The sequence below is a fragment of the Fructilactobacillus cliffordii genome (genome assembly GCF_024029355.1).
Lineage (GTDB): Bacteria > Bacillota > Bacilli > Lactobacillales > Lactobacillaceae > Fructilactobacillus > Fructilactobacillus cliffordii.
Genome location: NZ_CP097117.1, coordinates 508,435 through 525,660, shown reverse-complemented (window position 1 = coordinate 525,660; position 17,226 = coordinate 508,435). Strand labels below are relative to the sequence as shown.

The 17,226-nt window shown below is 46.3% G+C and carries 19 protein-coding genes; 15 read left to right on the top strand and 4 right to left on the bottom strand.

Features of this window, described 5'->3' with window-relative positions:
• The first annotated feature begins 19 nt into the window (after positions 1 to 19).
• The 9 genes from tmk to tsaD are packed head-to-tail and all read left to right on the top strand — an operon-like array spanning position 20 to position 6,402.
• Positions 20 to 649, top strand: coding sequence for a dTMP kinase (gene tmk, locus M3M38_RS02670; RefSeq protein WP_252766228.1), 630 nt, complete (start codon positions 20 to 22; stop codon positions 647 to 649).
• A gap of 21 nt (positions 650 to 670) precedes the next feature.
• The gene (locus M3M38_RS02665; protein WP_252766227.1) at positions 671 to 997 is read left to right on the top strand and encodes a cyclic-di-AMP receptor; all 327 of its coding nucleotides are present in this window, start codon (positions 671 to 673) and stop codon (positions 995 to 997) included.
• Positions 998 to 1,000: 3 nt separating this feature from the next.
• A complete protein-coding gene (gene holB, locus M3M38_RS02660) occupies positions 1,001 to 2,029 on the top strand; it encodes a DNA polymerase III subunit delta' (protein ID WP_252814692.1) in 1,029 nt (342 codons plus the stop codon).
• Positions 2,030 to 2,043: 14 nt separating this feature from the next.
• A complete protein-coding gene (locus M3M38_RS02655) occupies positions 2,044 to 2,370 on the top strand; it encodes a DNA replication initiation control protein YabA (RefSeq protein WP_252766225.1) in 327 nt (108 codons plus the stop codon).
• A gap of 2 nt (positions 2,371 to 2,372) precedes the next feature.
• Complete coding sequence (rsmI, locus tag M3M38_RS02650) at positions 2,373 to 3,269, top strand: 16S rRNA (cytidine(1402)-2'-O)-methyltransferase (protein WP_252814691.1); 897 nt, start codon at positions 2,373 to 2,375, stop codon at positions 3,267 to 3,269.
• Positions 3,269 to 4,039 carry an acyl-[acyl-carrier-protein] thioesterase gene (locus tag M3M38_RS02645; protein ID WP_252814690.1) on the top strand — a complete coding sequence of 257 codons (771 nt, stop codon included), beginning with the start codon at positions 3,269 to 3,271 and terminating at the stop codon, positions 4,037 to 4,039. The genes rsmI and M3M38_RS02645 overlap by 1 nt, the downstream gene beginning before the upstream one ends.
• A complete protein-coding gene (gene tsaB / locus M3M38_RS02640) occupies positions 4,036 to 4,761 on the top strand; it encodes a tRNA (adenosine(37)-N6)-threonylcarbamoyltransferase complex dimerization subunit type 1 TsaB (RefSeq protein ID WP_252814689.1) in 726 nt (241 codons plus the stop codon). Before M3M38_RS02645 ends, tsaB begins: the two co-directional genes overlap by 4 nt.
• On the top strand, positions 4,745 to 5,344 hold the full coding sequence (locus M3M38_RS02635; RefSeq protein WP_252814688.1) for a GNAT family N-acetyltransferase: 600 nt from the start codon (positions 4,745 to 4,747) through the stop codon (positions 5,342 to 5,344). The genes tsaB and M3M38_RS02635 overlap by 17 nt, the downstream gene beginning before the upstream one ends.
• A gap of 23 nt (positions 5,345 to 5,367) precedes the next feature.
• On the top strand, positions 5,368 to 6,402 hold the full coding sequence (tsaD, locus tag M3M38_RS02630; RefSeq protein WP_252814687.1) for a tRNA (adenosine(37)-N6)-threonylcarbamoyltransferase complex transferase subunit TsaD: 1,035 nt from the start codon (positions 5,368 to 5,370) through the stop codon (positions 6,400 to 6,402).
• A 64-nt stretch (positions 6,403 to 6,466) separates the two neighbouring features.
• Here tsaD and M3M38_RS02625 read toward each other — a convergent pair whose 3' ends face one another.
• Positions 6,467 to 7,315 carry a 3-hydroxyacyl-CoA dehydrogenase gene (locus M3M38_RS02625; protein WP_252766219.1) on the bottom strand — a complete coding sequence of 283 codons (849 nt, stop codon included), beginning with the start codon at positions 7,313 to 7,315 and terminating at the stop codon, positions 6,467 to 6,469.
• Positions 7,316 to 7,509: 194 nt separating this feature from the next.
• On the opposite strand from M3M38_RS02625, the gene M3M38_RS02620 reads away from it, so the two are divergent.
• Together M3M38_RS02620 and M3M38_RS02615 are read left to right on the top strand one after the other, a co-directional pair.
• Positions 7,510 to 8,238 carry a MucBP domain-containing protein gene (locus M3M38_RS02620; protein ID WP_252814686.1) on the top strand — a complete coding sequence of 243 codons (729 nt, stop codon included), beginning with the start codon at positions 7,510 to 7,512 and terminating at the stop codon, positions 8,236 to 8,238.
• 177 nt (positions 8,239 to 8,415) lie between these two features.
• Positions 8,416 to 8,922 (top strand): RNA-binding protein, encoded by a 507-nt coding sequence (locus M3M38_RS02615; RefSeq protein ID WP_252814685.1) that lies wholly within the window; start codon positions 8,416 to 8,418, stop codon positions 8,920 to 8,922.
• Between the two features lie 44 nt (positions 8,923 to 8,966).
• Here the strand turns inward: M3M38_RS02615 and M3M38_RS02610 are convergent, their stop codons facing one another.
• Positions 8,967 to 10,913, bottom strand: coding sequence for an ABC-F family ATP-binding cassette domain-containing protein (locus tag M3M38_RS02610; RefSeq protein ID WP_252814684.1), 1,947 nt, complete (start codon positions 10,911 to 10,913; stop codon positions 8,967 to 8,969).
• A 247-nt stretch (positions 10,914 to 11,160) separates the two neighbouring features.
• Here M3M38_RS02610 and M3M38_RS02605 point away from each other — a divergent pair, with 247 nt between their 5' ends.
• The 4 genes from M3M38_RS02605 to M3M38_RS02590 all read left to right on the top strand — a co-directional run bounded on the left by M3M38_RS02605 (position 11,161) and on the right by M3M38_RS02590 (position 15,876).
• Complete coding sequence (locus tag M3M38_RS02605) at positions 11,161 to 11,805, top strand: redox-sensing transcriptional repressor Rex (protein WP_252766215.1); 645 nt, start codon at positions 11,161 to 11,163, stop codon at positions 11,803 to 11,805.
• A 133-nt stretch (positions 11,806 to 11,938) separates the two neighbouring features.
• Positions 11,939 to 12,223, top strand: coding sequence for a co-chaperone GroES (groES, locus tag M3M38_RS02600; RefSeq protein ID WP_252767477.1), 285 nt, complete (start codon positions 11,939 to 11,941; stop codon positions 12,221 to 12,223).
• A gap of 57 nt (positions 12,224 to 12,280) precedes the next feature.
• A complete protein-coding gene (groL, locus tag M3M38_RS02595) occupies positions 12,281 to 13,906 on the top strand; it encodes a chaperonin GroEL (RefSeq protein WP_252766214.1) in 1,626 nt (541 codons plus the stop codon).
• A gap of 131 nt (positions 13,907 to 14,037) precedes the next feature.
• The gene (locus M3M38_RS02590) at positions 14,038 to 15,876 is read left to right on the top strand and encodes an APC family permease (RefSeq protein WP_252766213.1); all 1,839 of its coding nucleotides are present in this window, start codon (positions 14,038 to 14,040) and stop codon (positions 15,874 to 15,876) included.
• Positions 15,877 to 16,031: 155 nt separating this feature from the next.
• On the opposite strand, the gene lrgB is transcribed toward M3M38_RS02590, so the two are convergent.
• Positions 16,032 to 16,769, bottom strand: coding sequence for an antiholin-like protein LrgB (lrgB, locus tag M3M38_RS02585; RefSeq protein ID WP_252814683.1), 738 nt, complete (start codon positions 16,767 to 16,769; stop codon positions 16,032 to 16,034).
• Between the two features lie 6 nt (positions 16,770 to 16,775).
• Complete coding sequence (locus M3M38_RS02580; protein ID WP_252814682.1) at positions 16,776 to 17,195, bottom strand: CidA/LrgA family protein; 420 nt, start codon at positions 17,193 to 17,195, stop codon at positions 16,776 to 16,778.
• Positions 17,196 to 17,226: the final 31 nt, after the last annotated feature.

Below are 17,226 nucleotides of genomic sequence, written 5' to 3'. Positions count from 1 at the left end.
TAAGGGGAATGATGACTGAATGAGTGGGCACTTTATCACGTTTGAAGGAAACGATGGCGCTGGAAAAACTACCGTCTTAAACCAGGTTGTAGACCGACTGCAACCCCAGTTATGGGACCAGTTGGTGGTTACTCGCGAACCTGGTGGCGATCCAATCGCGGAAAAAATCCGGAATTTAATTGTTGATGAACAAAACGAGGCCATGGATGCCCGCACGGAAGCGCTCCTCTTTGCGGCGGCACGGCGCCAGCACCTCGAACAAAAGGTGTTGCCTGCTTTAGCACAAGAACGAGTGGTACTCTGTGATCGCTACGTCGATAGCTCGGTGGCCTATCAAGGGGCCGGGCGGCAATTAGGCGAACAGAAAGTGTTGGAGTTAAATCAGTTTGCCACGAACGGCGTGCTCCCTGAGTTAACCATTTACTTTGCGGTTCCAGTTGCGGTGGGTTTGGAACGGATTGAACACCGCGATGAACATTCCACTAATCGGTTAGATCGCGAGCAGCGCGATTTTTACGTCCGAGTTCATGATGCTTACGAACGTCTGGCCCAAGCGCATCCCGAACGAATTGTGCGGGTGGATGCGACCCAATCAGTAACAACTGTAACTAACCAGGTACTCGCCATTATTATGCAGCACTTGAAGTAAGCCCAGAGGAGGTCACTACACATGAAATTAGTCCTAGCGATTATTCAAGAAAAAGATGCCGGTAAACTGCAGGCACAGTTAAACGAACACAAAATCATTGCCACACAATTACCCACAAAGGGTGGCTTTTTGCGGGCCAAAAACGTGACGTACATGGTAGGAATCGATGACGAACGGGTCCCAGAGTTACTCGATTTAATTAAGCACTCTTGTCAGGCTCGGGATCAGTACGTAACGCCACCCATTAACCTGGTGGGGAGCATTAACGATACGGCATACCCGGTCGAAGTTGAAGTTGGGGGCGCCACGGTCATGGTGCTGCCGATTGAAGACTTTTTCCGGTTCTAGCCGATGGAAACCTCAGCAGCACAGCACTTACTAGCAGACGTGAACGCCAAACAACCCGATTTGATTCAGCACTTTGTCCAAGTGGTGCAAGCGGGCGACCTGAGTCATGCGTATTTATTCTCAGGTAGTGCCGGTGATGGCAAATTAGCGGTTGCTAAAGTCACCACAATGGCCCTGTTTTGCTTACATCCTACTAAGGAAGGCTTCCCCTGTGGAGCATGCAATGAGTGCCTGCGGATTGCGAACGATGAACATCCAGATGTTTTAGTGATTGAGCCCGATGGCCAGTCGATTAAAATTGAGCAGGTGCGGGCACTCAAACGCGAGTTTTCCAAGAGTGCCGTCGAAGGCAATCAGAAGGTCTTTATCATTGATGCCGCCGACACGATGACGGTAGGAGCGGCGAATAGCTTGTTGAAGGTGATTGAAGAACCGCTAGCGACGGTAACAGCTTTTCTGCTAACTACCAATTACCACCATATTTTGCCCACAATTCGTTCGCGAACCCAGCTGGTAGAATTTCCACAGATTAAACAGGAAGCATTGCAACGTTACTTGGCGGAGCATAATTTAAGCAAGACTGAGATTAAGCTGGCTCTCCAAATCACGAAGTCAACCACCGAATTGGACCAGTTGATTGCTGATCAGTGGCTTAGTAAGATGAAGCAGCAAATCGAGGGCTGGTTTACTTGGATCAGCAAGGATGATGTCCGAGCTTTTCCGTTTGTTCAAACGAACCTGATGCCGTTAATCGGGGACCGCTTTAGTCAAAACGTGACAGTTACGATGATGTGTTTAATTTTTCAAGATGTATTTAACGTTAAATTTAGGGAGCGAACCCCAGAGCAACTGGCGTTTGGTGATATTTATGATTTGCTTAAATCAACGGCGAACCAATTGTCAGATTACCAAATTGTCAGTATGATTAATGGCATACTAGCAACGGCCCAGTTGCAACGAGTGAACGTGGGCTTTCAGGGAATTTTAGAAGTGCTGACGTTAAAATGTTTGCAGTCCATAACTAGCAAATGAGAGGGATGAAGGGATTGTCAACCAAAAATGTAGATGAGGGCATGGATGACCTTTCTACGCAGTTTGAGCAAATGCTCACCAAAATCACGACCTTACGGACCAAGGTAGCCGCGATTTTAGAAGAAAATTCGGAATTACGGATTGAAAATGAACACCTCCGCGAGCTCTTGGGAGCTGCAGAAAAAAAGCATCAGGGCGTGCGGGAGTTATCCCAATCCAAAAAGAACCTCGAAAAGCTCTACAACCAGGGTTATCACATTTGTAACCAGTATTATGGAAAACGCCGGGAAGAAAACGAAAGCTGCATCTTTTGTACTGACATTATTTACGGAGAACGGTAATTATGACGATTTATGCCCAAAGTAGCTTTGCGTCCCACCAGACGGGAACCTTATACTTGGTTCCAACCCCGATTGGAAATCTGGATGACATCACGTTGCGGGCATTAAAGGTGCTCAAGACCGCGGATGTAATTGCGGCCGAGGATACCCGGAATACGCAAAAATTACTGAATCACTTTGAAATTAAAACGAAACAAATTAGTTTTCACGAACACAACACGGCCAGTCGGATTCCAGAATTGGTGCGGATGCTTGAGGATGGGAACACGATTGCCCAAGTTAGCGATGCGGGGATGCCATCGATTAGTGATCCTGGTCACGAACTGGTGGTAGCCTGCATTCAGGCCCACGTTCCCGTGGTGAGCCTGCCCGGTTCGACCGCAGGGTTAACCAGTTTGATTGCCTCGGGTTTAGCGCCACAGCCGTTTTTGTTTTACGGTTTTTTGCAGCGAAAACCGAAGGAGCAACGGGCGGAACTAGCTGAGTTACAGAACGAAACCGCGACGTTGATTTTTTACGAGGCGCCCCATCGGTTGAAACAGACCCTGAAAAACATGGTGCAAGCCATGGGGGACCGTCCGGCTGCTTTAGGACGGGAACTAACCAAAAAGCACGAGGAATACGTGCGCGGAACGCTTCCCGAGTTACTGGACTGGGCAACGGACAATCAGATTCGCGGTGAATTTGTCATCTTAGTTGGTGGCAATCCGAATCCCCAGCCGCTAACCACCACAGCAACGGCTGATGCAACCGTTCCGATTGAAACCCAAGTCGAACAACTAATTCAAACCGGCTTAAAGCCCAACCAAGCCATTAAACAAGTGGCGAAGACCAATCATCTGGTTCGCCAGACCGTCTACAATCGTTTCCACCAGCTTGACCAAGAGGAGAAGAGTTAATGCCAGCTTCAATTTTTTCAGAAGGATATAAAATTGCCAACTTTCAAACCGAGATTCACGGGAAAATCACCCTTCAGTGTCTGATTGATAGCTTTATCCAGGTTTCAGAGGATGAATCGGTCGAACTTTCTGTGGGTGTGAGTGACGTGCAGGCCACTGGTGTGACTTGGATTGTAGTGCAGCAAGACTTGCACATCCACCGGTTACCCCGGGCCAACGAACGGGTGCGAATTGAAACCCAAGCAGCTTCTCATACCAACTACTTTGCCCGCCGATTGTACCGGGTGTATGACGAAGCGGATAATCTATTGGTCGATGTGGAAAGTCTGTGGGTCATGATGGATTTGCAGACGAGAAAAATGGTCAAAATTAATCCGGCATTAACCGAACCCTTTGGAAGCGAACACGTCAAACGCTTGCCACGCTTAACCAAGATTCCTAATTTGAGTGGGGAACCGGATCAAACAATGACTTATCCCGTGTTGTTTACGGATATTGACTTTAACGGTCACGTTAGCAACACTCACTACGTGGGCTGGATTACCAATACCTTGGACTTTGACTTCCTGCGGGATTACCTGCCGACGGATTTTAGCATTAAGTATGCTGATGAGGTGCGGTACGGGGATGAAGTGGTTAGTCAGGCCCAGTTCTTGGATCGAGATGAGGAACATCCCGTTACGGTCCACCAAATTATGGCGGCGGACCAGTTGCGGGCGACGGCCCGAATTAAGTGGGAAAAGATTAAACCAAAGAAGGCGGATGCATGAAAACGCTAGCAATTGATACGTCGAATCGACCGCTCTCGGTAGCCGTAGTCGACGGAGAGCAAGTTCTTGCAACGACTACAATCACGACCCAGCGCAAACACGCGGCGTACGCCATGGATGAAGTAGCGCGATTGGTCAAGTTGGCCAACTTGACACCGGCAGATTTAGAACGCGTGGTGATTGCCGTGGGACCGGGGTCTTATACTGGATTACGGGTGGCTGTGACGATTGGAAAGGTCTTAGCGACAACCCTGAACATTGATTTAGTGACTGTTTCGAGTTTGCAAACGTTGGCCCTAAACGTCACGACGGAGCATCAGCTGGTGGTACCGCTGTTTGATGCCCGAAACGACATCGTTTTCTCTGGTTGCTACCGGATTAGGAAGACCGGCCCCCGCTTGGTTTTGCCAGAACAACACATTGGGATTACTGATTGGCTGGATCAATTAGAGGCTCTGAACGAACCGATTACGTTTGTGGGGGAAGACGTTGACCACTTTTTACCGCAGTTACGAGCACGGTTAGGTCACCGGGTTCATACGGTGATGGGAATGGATAACTTGCCCCAGACTGGGCAATTGGGTCTGTATGGGGAACGCTTAACGCCCGTTATAAACATCGACCAAGTGGTGCCAAACTACTTGCGACTGACGCAGGCCGAGGCAGAATGGCAGGACAAACACCCAGGAAAAGGATCGACCAACTATGTTGAACAAGTTTAAGGAATGGTACCGCCAAAACATTAACGACCGCAAGGAGCAACGGATTAACGAAGCTTTAGAATTTAAAAACCGGATCGTGGAAATCAGTGGGATGAAGTATTTCCTCGGGAAGGGCTCTATGACTGATTTACCGGACATTGTGAAGGTGGATCAGGCTGCGTATGGAAGTAAGGTCAAGTGGGGACCCAAACGGTTTAAGTCCGGCTTGAAAAATCAGAATGATCGCTTTTACCTCATTTTGCGCCATGCCGACGAGTTAGTCGGATTCATTTGCATCATGATTTCCCGGAAAAAAAGTTGTTGTCACATTGAAAACTTGGCAATTATGCCCGGTTTTCAAAAACGAGGACTCGGTTATTTTCTGGTGACCACCATCATTGAACGGGCTCGGGAGATGGATTTGCGGCGGGTCGTGTTTACTTGTCGCAAGAGTAACGACCGTTCACAAAGTTTAGTGCGCGATTTAGGCTTTGTCCTAGTAGAAGAAGAGCCTAATTATTACGACGACGGGGAAGCGGCGGTTAACTACCAGTTGCACTTAGATCAACGAAACTATCTAGCGGCTAGCAACTTTGGCCGTTAGGCAACGAAAAAGTGGTGAAAAAAGTGGAAGAACAAACAAGTTTAATCCTGGCGTTTGAAACGAGTTGTGATGAAACCAGCGTGGCGGTCATTAAGAATGGCAATGAAATTTTGAGTAACGTGGTGGCCACTCAAATTAAAAGCCACCAGCGGTTTGGTGGGGTCGTACCCGAAGTGGCCAGTCGGCATCATATTGAGCAGATCACTATTTGTCTAAAAAAGGCGCTCCAAGTGGCTCAGGTTACCTATGCAGACCTGACGGGAGTCGCAATTACATATGGACCCGGCTTGGTGGGGTCCTTGCTGGTCGGCATTACAGCCGCTAAGGCAGTGGCTTGGGCACACAATTTGCCGTTAATTCCGGTTAACCATCTAGCTGGCCACATTTACGCTACGAATTTCGTGACCCCAATTCAATTTCCAGCGCTGGCGTTGGTGGTTTCCGGTGGGCACACTGAGTTAGTGTGGATGCCTAAAGAAGGCGAGTTTCGGATTATCGGTGAAACCCGGGATGACGCAGCGGGTGAAACCTACGATAAGATTGGTCGGGTCTTAGGGATTAACTATCCGGCTGGTCCAACGGTCGATCAATGGGCTCAGAGTGGTCAGAATACCTTTGACTTTCCGCGGGCAATGGTGAAGGAAGATAACTTTGACTTTAGCTTTAGCGGATTAAAGAGTGCCTTCATTAACACGGTACACCATGCGGAGCAAGTGGGTGAAACGTTAAACAAGCAAGATTTAGCTACTAGTTTTCAAGCAGCAGTCGTAGACGTGTTAGTGACTAAGTCGCTAGCAGCCTTACAACAATATCCGGCCAAGGAGTTTATCTTGGCAGGTGGGGTGGCTGCTAACCACGGTTTGCGAACTGCCTTGCAGACTGCTGTCGAAAAGCAAGGCGTGCCGTTTGTGATGGCGCCGTTGAAACTTTGTGGTGATAATGCCGCTATGATTGGCGCGGCCGGCGCTATGTTGCAACGTCATGGCGCTCGTGCTGATATGTTGTTAAACGCTAATCCCGGGTTGGAGTTTGACTGGGAAGCAAATGCAGCTCGTTAAATTGAAATAAAAAATGGTCGGCGGAAAAATTAATTTCCGCCGACCATTTTTTAGTTTGAGTTACTTAGTTGTATTTGTAGAAGCCTTCGCCAGATTCACGTCCAATCTTGCCGGCGTCAATCATGGTTTTGACCTTTTCAGCGGCTACTTGTAAATCAGGGTCACTGGAATTGTGGGTAATTTCGTAAATGGTTTTCATCCCCACCGTATCCATGATCCGGAAGGGACCGCTGGGAGCTCCCGTTCCGATGGTCCAAGTGTTATCGATGTCTTCGGGACTGGCAATGCCCTTGCTCCAAAGAATCAAAGCGTTGTTTAAAAAGGGGACCAAAAGGCTGTTTAAGATGTAGCCCGGTTGTTCCTGATTAATCATGACTGGAATCATGCCAATTTCTTGAGAGTACTGTTTCAATGCTGCAGGCAGAGCGGAATCAGTTTTGCTTTGAGGCATGATTTCGGCTGTGTTGAATTTCCAAATTTCGTTGGCAAAGTGGTAAGCCAAAAACTTATCGGGACGACCAGTTGCTTCAGCAAATTGTGAAGGTAAGAAAGTGGAGGTATTGGTAACTAGGATGGTGTTTGAATCAGCTAATTCCTTGAACTGATCGTAAAACTCATCCTTGGTTGCCACGTTTTCTGGCAGGGCTTCGATTACCAGATCGGCACCAGCTAAAGCATCCTTTAAATCAGTGGTGTACTGTAAGTGCTTTTCGGCGTTTTTGATTTGTTCGTCAGTGGCGTTTAAATCAATCCGAACGGCCGTTTCCCACCGGTCAATTCGGGCTTTAGTTCTGTCGATGGATTGATCAGAACGACCCCAAATGGTGACATTTTTGTTATGAAAGGCAGACATGAATCCAATTTGGGATCCCAGTGTTCCTCCCCCAATGATGGTTACGTTATTAAATTCCATGATGGTCACTCTCTTCTATGGATTATTTGGTACAAGGCAAGTATAGCACCATGGACGAGGAACTAGCACAATTAGAAACCGCAAACTGGCAGATGAAGGGGGAAATTAAATTTTTCAGTAAAACGGTTTCATAAAACCAGTTAATTTGGTGATATAATTACGTTGAAGTAATAATGAAACGAGGATGAATCACAATGAAAAAGTCAAAATTCCTATTAACTGGCGTAGTCGCACTAACACTGGGAACGGTCGGGGTTGTTACCCTGTCAGCAAACCCATTAACGGTTCAAGCCCAAACGGCCAATTCGAATGCTGACCAAGGAGAGATTATTGTCCACTACGTTGATCAAAACGGCAATCCCATCCGCTCAGCAACCACGGCTACGGGTCAATCAGGAACGACTTACTATGCTTCGGTGCCCAACATTAATGGCTATCGGTACGTCCGGGTTGCAAATGGACAAAACGATAGTTATGGGCCTGCAATGGTATTTGGGGGTTCTACCGATGGTACCGGAGTTCAGGAAATGACCATCATTTATTCGGCAAACGTAAATCAAGGTCAGACTAGTTCTGCTACGAAAAAACAAGGTGATTCTGGCGCTACTACCTCGCAATCGACCAGGGCCAGTCAAACAAATTCAACCGCAACGGGTCAATCAGCTACTTCTCAGTCGGGACAAACTGCTGACGACCAAACAGACGCAACTGGAACCACTACGAAAGCTGACCAAAAGCAAACTACCAAAAAGAAGCAAAAAAAATCCGATCAGAAAAAGCAAGCAACGAAAAAAACGAATCAAGATCAAGCTAAAACTAAGACACATCACAGCAGCTTACCGTGGGTGATTGGGGGGATTGTTTTAGTGGCAATTGTGGTCGGAGCTGTAGTGTGGCACCGACGCTATGTGCCGAAACATTAAGTATGATGATTAATTTTAAAACGTCATCAAACTAAAAGGGGAGCGCAACCGCGTTCCTCTTTTAGTTTTAATCTTAAATTAAAGCTAACAAATAATTAATAGTTATTGTTTAAAAATATTTACTTGTTAAACTATAAAGAATGCTAAGCAACGTTGCTTAATCAGGAGGAATTTTAGATGGAAGAGCAAGCAAACCAACGCTGGTCGTGGCCAACTTACCTGCTATTTTTTGTTAGCAGTGTTTTATGTCCGAACGTTGTCTTTTACTTTACCAGCGCTAAGTTTTTTATAAGAAGAACCACCTTACTAGGTGTTAAGGACCTAGCTCATTTTACGGACCTGCAGTTTACGTTTTTCCAGCTGTTCTTGGTTTTATTTGTTTCCACCGTGGGATTCGGATTCACTTATTTAATTAATTGGCTGGTTTTAAAAATGCTTTCCCGGAATTTAGATGGCCAAGCCTTGTTTGTGGCAATGGGTTTTGCCATTTTGATTGCGGATGCCATTACCATATTAGTGACCGGATTATTTCACATCAATACGCCGACCCTCACAGCAGCTCTTAAAGTCCTAGTCCTCACGTTTTGTTACGCTAGTTTTACTAAGTATCAGGACAAACGGGGGGTTTGTATCTTAGGAGTTCTATCCCTATTGATTCATTTTGCCCTGCTATCATTAAAATAGTCATAAATAAAACTCCTCGTCAGCGTGATGCCGATGGGGAGTTTTTAAGCTTCGTTAAGTTCTTCGAGTGCCACACTCGCGGTTTCCCACTCATTTTCCACCCGTTGTTGTTCGGATTGGAGTTGATGGAGCTGTTCCTGGAGCTGTTGACTCCGCTCTGGATCCTGATAGTTTTCCGGTTGGGTCATATCAGTTTGAACCTGAGTTACTTGTTCCTCTAGCTGACCCAGTTGTTTTTCTAAGTCCTGTACGGATCGTTCTAATTTGCGGCGTTGGCGTTGCACGTCCTTTTGGCGTTGGAACTGTTGTTTCTTTTCTGAAATCGGTTCACTAGGTGCGGGAGCTGCTTCTGACTGTTCGTGGGCCGCAATTTCTGCTTCTTCTGCTTTTTTAGCCGTGTAGTAATCATAGTTCCCCATGTAGGTGGTGGAGCCATCCGCACTCAATTCCACGATGTGGGTCGCTAATTGATTGATAAAGTATCGGTCGTGAGAGACAAAGAGAATCGTACCCTGAAATTCCAACAGAGCCCCTTCCAAAACGTTGATACTGTCAACGTCGAGGTGATTAGTTGGTTCGTCCAGAATTAGGACGTTATCGTGTTGCATCGAAAGTTTGGTCAATAGCAACCGGGCTCGTTCCCCACCAGAAAGGTTGGCAACCTGTTTTTCGACCGCATTCCCACTAAAAAGAAAACTGCCTAAGATGGAGCGAATTTCTCGTTCTGGCGTGGTCGGATAGTCATCCCAAAGTTCATGAAGCACGTCTTTTTCAGGATGCAGGCGGGCCTGTTGTTGGTCGTAGTACCCGATTTGGACGCCAGTGCCAAAGTTGATGGTTCCCCGCAGTGGGGGGATTTCACCTACGATTGTTTTTAACAACGTCGACTTACCGACTCCATTGGGGCCAAAGATGGCGAACCGTTGACCGCGTTTTAGGTGGAGGTCGATGGGGTAACTAAGCTCCTTTTGGTAGCCGATACCCAGCTTTTCTACGTCGAGTACGACTTCACCACTTTTACGATCCGGATGAAATTGGAAGCGAGCGGTTGCATGTTGGGGATGCGGTTTTTCAACCCGTTCGATTTTTGCCAATTGCTTTTGGCGGGACTGAGCTCGTTTGGTGGTCGAAGCGCGGACCATGTTTTTTTGGATGAACTCTTCGTCCTTTTTGATTTGATGCTGTTGTTTTTCGTATTTCTTGGCAGCAATCGATAACTGGTGCTGTTTTTCCTTTACAAAAAAGCTGTAGTTTCCTGAATAGTGGGTCAACCGGCCGTTTTCGAGGTCGTAAATTTCATTAACCACTTGATCCAAGAAGTACCGATCATGGGAAACCACCAACAGGGCGCCACTATAAGACTTTAGAAAGTTTTCAAGCCAGGCCGTGGTCCCCATGTCAATGTGGTTGGTCGGTTCGTCGAGAATCAGAAGGTCTGGTTTTTCTAATAGCAGTTTTGCCAGGGCCACCCGAGTTTGTTGACCACCGGAAAGTTCATTAATCGGTCGGTTTTGGTCAGCAGTTGAAAACCCAAAAGCACTCATGACGGTTCGAATTTCAGCATGATAGCCATAGCCATTGTCGCGCTTGAAATCTGCTTGTAATTGATCGTAGGTTTTGGAAATGGCCGCTAGTTTCTCAGGATCAGCAATAACCGCTGGTTGACTCATTTCGGTTTCTAATTCGTGAATTCGAGTTTCCATTTTAATTAAACGTGCAAAGGGGAGTTCTAATTCGGCCTCAATGGTCCGGTCAGAATGTAACCCCGTGTTTTGGGGGAGGTATCCAATTGACAGCCCTTGTTTAATCGTTACGCGGCCATCGCTAGCGGTTTTAGGATCAACCAGTAGCTTTAATAAGGTTGATTTTCCTGCCCCATTTTGACCTACGAGTCCGATATGGCTGTGATCATTGATGGTTAAATTGAGGTCGTCAAAAATGGGCGTCCCGTTAAAGCGTTTAGTCAGTTGTTGTGCCTGTAAAATAATCATTGTGCTTCCTCCTGCCGTAATCTTATCATATTTTGTGGTTTGCTAATTAAAACCGAGATGAAATCATTCACAAACCCAGTGGAATTAACTAAGCGGGTTGAATTTGAAAAAGAAGCATCTTTTTTAGTTGAACAGTCCAATCAAATCGGGAATCATTGCCGGCTTAACGAAAAAATTCACAAGCGCATAGTTTGTGGTAAAATGAGATTAAGAGTAGAACGACTAATTTGAAGGAGGCCATCAGCAAATGGCAGAAGTGAAAATTCCCCGTGCAACCGCAAAACGGCTACCACTTTATTATCGTTATTTAAATATTTTACACGATGGAGGAAAGACGCGGGTTTCATCGACGGAACTGGCCGATGCCATTCACGTGGATTCGGCGACGATTCGGCGCGATTTTTCGTACTTTGGAGCCTTGGGAAAACGGGGTTATGGGTACGACGTTACGAACCTCTTGGAATTCTTCAAAAACATCCTGCACCAGGACCGTTTAACCAACGTAGCGTTAGTTGGAGTCGGAAACCTCGGGCACGCGCTATTAAACTTTAACTTTCACCAGGATAGTAACATCCGGATTTCTGCCGCCTTTGACGTAAATCCCAAAAACGTTAACACGATTCAGGGGGGCGTTCCGATTTATCCCATGGACCAGATGATTAAACAACTCCGGGACCAACAGATTAGTGTGGTTATTTTAACTGTGCCAACCAACGTGGCTCAAGATGTGGCAGATCAGGTCTCAGAAGCAGGCGTGAAGGGCATCTTGAACTTTACCTCCCGCCGTTTAAACGTTCCAGATGGGATTCGGGTGCACAACGTGGATCTTACCAATGAGCTCCAAACTTTAATTTATTTCATTGATCATTACGATCATGGCAGCGATGACTAAGGGTTCCGGAAATAGGAACTCTTTTTTTGAACTAAATTCTTGCATTTAAATTCGAAGGAGCTTATATTAAATAATGTAATTAGCACTTGATGAGTCTGAGTGCTAAAACGTTACTTTATTGGAGGGATTAATGATGTTACAACCAATTGGAGATCGTGTCATTATTGAAATTCAAGACCAACCGGAAGAAACGGTTGGCGGCATTGTATTAGCTGAAAACGCTAAGGAAAAACCAACCCAAGGAAAAGTAGTTGCGGTTGGAACCGGCCGAGTGCTTGATAACGGTGAAAAAGTTGCTCCCGTAGTTAGCGAAGGTGACGTTGTAATGTTTGATAAATACGCCGGAACTAAAGTTAACGATGGAGATCAAGAATATCTTGTGATGCACGAAAGCGACCTCCTCGCAATCGTTAAATAATTTAACAATTAGGCTGAAATAGCAAGTTCAAATTAATTAAACATGAGGTGAATGAAAATGGCTAAAGAATTAAAGTTTTCTGATGACGCACGGAGCGCCATGCTAAATGGTGTCGACAAGTTAGCTGACACAGTTAAAACAACGATGGGACCAAAAGGTCGGAACGTGGTCTTGGAAGAAACTGCTGGCGACCCCACGATTACTAACGATGGGGTTACGATTGCTAAGGCAATTAGCTTACCTGATCACTTTGAAAACATGGGAGCTAAGTTAGTTTCTGAAGTAGCATCCAAGACGAACGATGTTGCTGGTGACGGAACTACGACGGCCACGGTTTTAACCCAAGCCATCGTTAAAGAAGGAATGAAAAACGTGACGGCTGGTGCTAATCCAGTGGGGGTTCGTCGCGGAATTGAAAAGGCCACGAAAGCGGCTGTTGATAGCTTACACAAGATGAGCCACAAGGTGGAAAACAAAGATGATATTGCCCAAATCGCTTCGATTTCTTCTGCTAGCGAACAAGTGGGTAGTTTGATTGCCGACGCCATGGAAAAAGTTGGAAACGATGGGGTAATTACCATCGAAGACTCCAAGGGAGTAGAAACTAGCTTGGACGTGGTTGAAGGAATGGAATTTGATCGTGGCTACATGTCCCAATACATGGTCACTGATCAAGAAAAGATGGAAGCTGATTTAGACAATCCTTACATCTTAATCACCGACAAGAAGATTAACAACATGCAAGACATCATGCCGTTGCTGCAATCAGTTGTGGAACAAGGTCGTTCGTTATTGATGATTGCCGATGACATTGGTGGCGAAGTGCTCCCAACCTTGGTTCTGAACAAGATGCGGGGAACCTTCAACGTGGTTGCTGTTAAAGCTCCTGGCTTTGGTGACCGCCGGAAAGCTCAATTACAGGACATTGCAACCTTAACTGGTGCGACTGTCATTAGTGATGACCTCGGCTTAGAATTGAAGGACACCACGGTTGATCAATTGGGACAATCCAATAAAGTAAACGTTACGAAAGATTCGACGACCATCGTGGAAGGTAAGGGTGACAAGGATGCCATTGCCCAACGCGTTGCCGAAATTAAGGGTCAAATTGCTGCTACCAACTCTGATTTTGATAGAGATAAGTTGCAAGAACGTTTGGCTAAATTAGCTGGTGGAGTGGCTGTTATCAAAGTCGGTGCTGCTACGGAAACCGAATTGAAAGAACGCAAGTACCGGATTGAAGATGCCTTGAACGCTACCCGAGCTGCCGTAGAAGAAGGATTTGTTCCTGGTGGTGGAACGGCCTTCATCAACATCTTAAACGATGTGGCTGCTGTGGAAGCAGAAGGCGATGAACAAACTGGGGTTGACATCGTGCGTCGGGCTCTGGAAGCTCCGGTTAAGCAAATTGCTGAAAATGCCGGTGTAGACGGTGCTGTGATTGTGGACCACTTGAAGCAAGAAAAACCAGGAATTGGCTACAACGCTGCGGACGACAAGTATGAAGACATGATTGCCGCCGGGGTGGTTGACCCAACCAAGGTTAGTCGCTCTGCTTTACAAAACGCTGCTTCTGTTTCTTCCTTATTATTAACCACTGAAGCCGTGGTTGCGGAAGAACCAAAGGAAGATGGCGGTAACGATAATCCGGCCATGGCACAAGGAATGCCTGGCATGATGTAAGCGAACTAATTAAAGAGAAGTTTACACTAGTAAACTTCTCTTTTTTTGTTGTCGGAAACGGGCAGTCGGAGTATAGTAGCAGTTGTATAAAAATGCTAGTTAGCAAATTCAAGATATAGGAGTACAGTTTCATGTGGCGATATTTAAAACGTTTAATTATTGGCCGACCGCTGAAAAGTACCGATGAATCAGGGCAGTCCCTTACGATTTTTAAGGGATTAGCCCTGTTGTCGTCAGATGCGTTATCATCAGTGGCTTACGGAACGGAACAGATTACGGCAGTCTTGATTACGCTATCAACGGCCGCCCTCATGTACCAAATGTGGGTTGCGTTGTTGGTGTTAATTCTTCTGGCCGCCATTACTTTGTCCTACCGGCAAATTATTTATGCTTACCCCTCTGGTGGGGGAGCCTATGTGGTGGCTCGGAGTAATTGGGGTGAAGGTGCTGGGCTAGTGGCCGGGGGCTCGTTACTGGTTGATTACATGTTGACCGTGGCGGTGTCTACGACCTCTGGAACAGAAGCAATTACCTCGGCAATTCCTAGCCTATATCACTATCAGGTTCCGATTGCGATTCTGATTGTGCTGTTCATCATGGTCTTGAACCTGCGGGGGATGCGTGACTCTGCGTCCTTCCTAGTGTTGCCCGTTTATCTTTTCATTTTGATGATCATTTTAATGATTATCGTTGGGGGGTATAACATTTTAACGGGGAAGATTACCTATCATGCTGCAGCACCAATCACGGCCTCCGTGAAGGGTATGACCCTGTTAATGTTTTTTAAAGCCTTTTCGGCCGGGTCTGCTTCCTTAACCGGAGTGGAAGCCATCAGTAATGCGGTGCCCAACTTTAAGCAACCGAACCGGAAGAATGCTTCCAATACGTTAGCTTTAATGGCAATCATCTTGGCCATTTTCTTTGGTTCCATCACGTTCTTAAGTTACTACATGGGCATTATCCCGAACGCCAAGGATACGGTACTATCTCAAATCGGGACGGGTGTCTTTGGGCACGGGTTCTTCTACTACATGTTACAACTGGCGACGGCCTTAATTCTGGCTGTGGCTGCGAACACTGGATTCTCAGCCTTTCCCATCTTGGCTTACAACATGGCCAAGGATAAGTACCTGCCCCATGCCTACCTTGATAAGGGAGACCGGCTGGGTTATTCTAATGGAATTATTTCGCTGGCAATTGGAGCTGTTGTTTTAATCTGGATCTTCAACGGGAAAACCAACCTCCTGATTCCACTGTATGCGGTTGGGGTGTTTGTACCGTTCACGCTATCGCAATCCGGAATGATTGTGCATTGGTTACACCACAAGGAAGGCTTCTGGCCAGGTAAGATGTTCATTAACCTGATTGGAGCCGGAATTTCGGTCATGCTAGTGCTGTTCTTGTTTGCACTGCACTTCAAGGAAGTTTGGCCGTACTTGATCATCATGCCGTTGATTTTGTACATGTTCTACCGGGTTCACAATCACTACCAACAAGTAGCCCGACAGTTGCGGGTTCACAATAAGAATGAATCCGTTCAGATTCGAGAATACGATGGTTCCACGGTCATCGTGCTGGTCGGAAACGTCACCCAGGTGACCCGCCAGGCCATCAGTTATGCCAACTCGATTGCGGATCAAGTGGTTGCGGTCCACGTTTCCTTTGCCTCTGATCCAGATAAGGAAAACAAGATTGAAAATCAATTCAAGAGTGAGTATCCGGACATCAGATTCGTTAACATTCATACCTCATACCGGTCCTTGAACGATCCAGTGCTGCGGTTCTGTGATGTAATGGCCCGGAAGGATGATGAGATTAACTACTCCACGACCGTTTTGGTTCCACAATTCGTCCCGCGGAAACCATGGCAACAAGTATTGCATAATCAAACCGGAGTCCGTTTGCGGGCAGCCTTGAATTCACGACAAAATATTATTGTTTCAACGTACAATTACCATTTGAGTAACTAATTATTACTAAATTTTTTAACCAAAAAGGACAGCTTCCGCTTTGAGCGGAAACTGTCCTTTTTGTAGCTGGTGCAATGTTTGAAGTCTGATTACAGCACATAAAAAAGCTCCCTAAAGTTAACTTTTAGGGGGCTTTAGCTTAGGTTAGCTTTAAATTAAAGGTGAACCAAGTTGGCAAAGAGGGGTACGACAACGTCAACTACGATTGAGATGATAACAACCGAAATAGCAGCCATGGATCCTTGGATTTCACCGAGTTCTAACGCTTTGGCCGAACCCAGTGTGTGACCAGCGGTTCCTAATCCTAATCCCACTCCAATCGGGTTCTTGAGGTGGAAGATCTTAATCAGCCAGTCCCCGATGGCGTAGATGATTACGGCGTTTAAGATGCAGGCCATGGCGGTGATGGCTGGGATTCCGTGAATTCCGGCGGCGATTGGCATAGCGACGGCCGTTGTAGCAGCTTGTGGTAACATCGAAGCAATGCCGGCGTTGTTGAGACCCAGTAGTTTGGAAACAAAGTACATAATGACCACCGAAATTGATAGTCCAATTACGAGCGAAAGGATAATCTCCAACCAATACTTCTTCACAATGTCATTGCGTTTGAACAATGGAATCGCAAAGGCAATCGTAGCGGGGTAGATAAACCAGAAGATGATGTCACCACCGGGCTTGTAGAGGTTCTTGTAAACCCAGGTCACATCCAGATTTGCGACTCTGGCGATTAACCATAAGATGAAAATTCCTAACACCATGCTGACGAACAGCGGTTGAAAGAGGAAGAATCCCTTTGATTTTTTAAATAAGAAAGTCCCTAACAGAAAGACCAGCAGGGAGAGGGCAATTCCGAACATCGGCGTGCCCAAAAATTTAATTAATTCCATTTTCATTGCAACTTACTCCTTTACTGGGAAAAACCGGTTTCGTAACCAAATCAAAACCGTGGCTACCAGGGCAACCGAAATCAACATGACGACCGTGGAAATGAAGATCATGACAACCATTTGCAGTCCGGACTTTTTCATGATGTCTAAGTCAGCGGCCAGTTGAATTCCGGAGGGAACAAAGAGAAATGCTAGAATGCTAATCAAAAAGTTCCCGACCTTTTCCACGTGAAGCGGTTTGATAACGTGAAAGGTTAAGAGGAGGTAGAGAATCACTAATCCCACTACTGACGCCGGAACGGGAAAGTTCTTGGGAAAGAGGGACGAAATTATGTACGAAACGAATAAAATTACTGCATAAATTCCCATCTGTACCAGGATGGGAGCAGCTTTTGTGGTGTCTTGGGTGTTTTTTACATCTTTAGTTGACATCGCAATACTCCTTTCAAAATTGGAATCTTTT

What these genes read in the sequence shown, in the direction of transcription:
- M3M38_RS02590 (WP_252766213.1), top strand. Translation starts at nt 14,038, where the DNA reads ATGTGGCGATATTTAAAACGTTTAATTATTGGCCGACCGCTGAAAAGT.
- tmk (WP_252766228.1), top strand. Translation starts at nt 20, where the DNA reads ATGAGTGGGCACTTTATCACGTTTGAAGGAAACGATGGCGCTGGAAAA.
- M3M38_RS02580 (WP_252814682.1), bottom strand. Translation starts at nt 17,195, where the DNA reads ATGTCAACTAAAGATGTAAAAAACACCCAAGACACCACAAAAGCTGCT.
- M3M38_RS02665 (WP_252766227.1), top strand. Translation starts at nt 671, where the DNA reads ATGAAATTAGTCCTAGCGATTATTCAAGAAAAAGATGCCGGTAAACTG.
- M3M38_RS02605 (WP_252766215.1), top strand. Translation starts at nt 11,161, where the DNA reads ATGGCAGAAGTGAAAATTCCCCGTGCAACCGCAAAACGGCTACCACTT.
- rsmI (WP_252814691.1), top strand. Translation starts at nt 2,373, where the DNA reads ATGACGATTTATGCCCAAAGTAGCTTTGCGTCCCACCAGACGGGAACC.
- tsaB (WP_252814689.1), top strand. Translation starts at nt 4,036, where the DNA reads ATGAAAACGCTAGCAATTGATACGTCGAATCGACCGCTCTCGGTAGCC.
- M3M38_RS02625 (WP_252766219.1), bottom strand. Translation starts at nt 7,315, where the DNA reads ATGGAATTTAATAACGTAACCATCATTGGGGGAGGAACACTGGGATCC.
- M3M38_RS02610 (WP_252814684.1), bottom strand. Translation starts at nt 10,913, where the DNA reads ATGATTATTTTACAGGCACAACAACTGACTAAACGCTTTAACGGGACG.
- lrgB (WP_252814683.1), bottom strand. Translation starts at nt 16,769, where the DNA reads ATGAAAATGGAATTAATTAAATTTTTGGGCACGCCGATGTTCGGAATT.
- M3M38_RS02645 (WP_252814690.1), top strand. Translation starts at nt 3,269, where the DNA reads ATGCCAGCTTCAATTTTTTCAGAAGGATATAAAATTGCCAACTTTCAA.
- M3M38_RS02635 (WP_252814688.1), top strand. Translation starts at nt 4,745, where the DNA reads ATGTTGAACAAGTTTAAGGAATGGTACCGCCAAAACATTAACGACCGC.
- groES (WP_252767477.1), top strand. Translation starts at nt 11,939, where the DNA reads ATGTTACAACCAATTGGAGATCGTGTCATTATTGAAATTCAAGACCAA.
- M3M38_RS02615 (WP_252814685.1), top strand. Translation starts at nt 8,416, where the DNA reads ATGGAAGAGCAAGCAAACCAACGCTGGTCGTGGCCAACTTACCTGCTA.
- groL (WP_252766214.1), top strand. Translation starts at nt 12,281, where the DNA reads ATGGCTAAAGAATTAAAGTTTTCTGATGACGCACGGAGCGCCATGCTA.
- holB (WP_252814692.1), top strand. Translation starts at nt 1,001, where the DNA reads ATGGAAACCTCAGCAGCACAGCACTTACTAGCAGACGTGAACGCCAAA.
- M3M38_RS02620 (WP_252814686.1), top strand. Translation starts at nt 7,510, where the DNA reads ATGAAAAAGTCAAAATTCCTATTAACTGGCGTAGTCGCACTAACACTG.